This window comes from Oxalicibacterium faecigallinarum, from assembly GCF_014635705.1.
In the GTDB taxonomy this organism is placed as follows: Bacteria; Pseudomonadota; Gammaproteobacteria; order Burkholderiales; family Burkholderiaceae_D; genus Oxalicibacterium; species Oxalicibacterium faecigallinarum.
The window spans coordinates 1-1,191 of the sequence record NZ_BMDI01000009.1 but is presented as its reverse complement, the minus strand read 5'-3'; the positions used below and the strand labels follow the sequence as shown (position 1 = coordinate 1,191).

1 protein-coding gene is annotated in these 1,191 nt (G+C 55.5%); it reads right to left on the bottom strand.

From position 1 onward, the window contains the following. Positions 1-1,191 (bottom strand): elongation factor Tu, encoded by a 1,191-nt coding sequence (gene tuf, locus IEV29_RS16065; protein ID WP_188382298.1) that lies wholly within the window; start codon positions 1,189-1,191, stop codon positions 1-3.

Below are 1,191 nucleotides of genomic sequence, written 5' to 3'. Positions count from 1 at the left end.
TTACTCGATGATCTTGGCCACAACACCAGCGCCGACGGTACGACCGCCTTCACGGATTGCGAAACGCAGACCTTCTTCCATTGCGATCGGGTTGATCAGCTGAACAGTGATCGACACGTTGTCGCCTGGCATAACCATTTCTTTGTCTTTTGGCAGTTCGATCGAACCGGTCACGTCCGTGGTACGGAAGTAGAACTGTGGACGGTAGTTGTTGAAGAATGGGGTGTGACGACCACCTTCATCTTTCGACAGAACATAGATCTCGCCGGTGAAGTGCTTGTGTGGCTTGATCGAACCCGGCTTTGCCAGAACCTGACCACGCTCAACGTCTTCACGCTTGGTACCACGCAGCAGAACGCCAACGTTGTCGCCTGCCTGACCTTGGTCGAGCAGTTTGCGGAACATTTCAACGCCGGTGCAGGTGGTTTTTTGCGTATCACGGATACCGACGATTTCGATTTCTTCGCCGACTTTGATGATGCCGCGCTCAACACGACCGGTGACAACGGTACCGCGACCCGAGATCGAGAACACGTCTTCGACTGGCAGCAGGAAGGTGCCGTCAACAGCGCGCTCTGGCGTTGGGATGTAGGTGTCGAGTGCTTCGGCCAGTGCCATGATGGCTTGTTCGCCCAGTGGGCCGGTGTCGCCTTCGAGTGCGAGTTTTGCCGAACCTTTGACGATTGGCAGGTCGTCGCCTGGGAATTCGTATTTCGAGAGCAGCTCGCGCACTTCCATTTCAACCAGTTCGAGCAGTTCTGCGTCGTCAACCATGTCTGCCTTGTTCAGGAAGACGATGATGTATGGAACGCCAACCTGACGCGACAACAGGATGTGCTCACGCGTTTGCGGCATTGGGCCGTCTGCTGCGGAGCAAACCAGGATGGCGCCGTCCATCTGCGCTGCACCCGTGATCATGTTTTTAACGTAGTCAGCGTGGCCTGGGCAGTCAACGTGCGCGTAGTGACGCGATGCGGTTTCGTATTCAACGTGCGCGGTGTTGATGGTGATGCCACGTGCTTTTTCTTCTGGCGCTGCATCGATCTGGTCGTATGCTTTTGCTTCGCCACCAAATTTCTTCGACAACACCGTTGCGATCGCTGCGGTCAGCGTGGTTTTACCGTGATCAACGTGACCAATCGTGCCCACATTCACGTGCGGCTTGGTCCGCTCGAATTTGCCTTTTGCCAT

Excerpts from the sequence above, each read along its gene's own strand:
- tuf (WP_188382298.1), bottom strand. The coding sequence starts at position 1,191 with ATGGCAAAAGGCAAATTCGAGCGGACCAAGCCGCACGTGAATGTGGGC.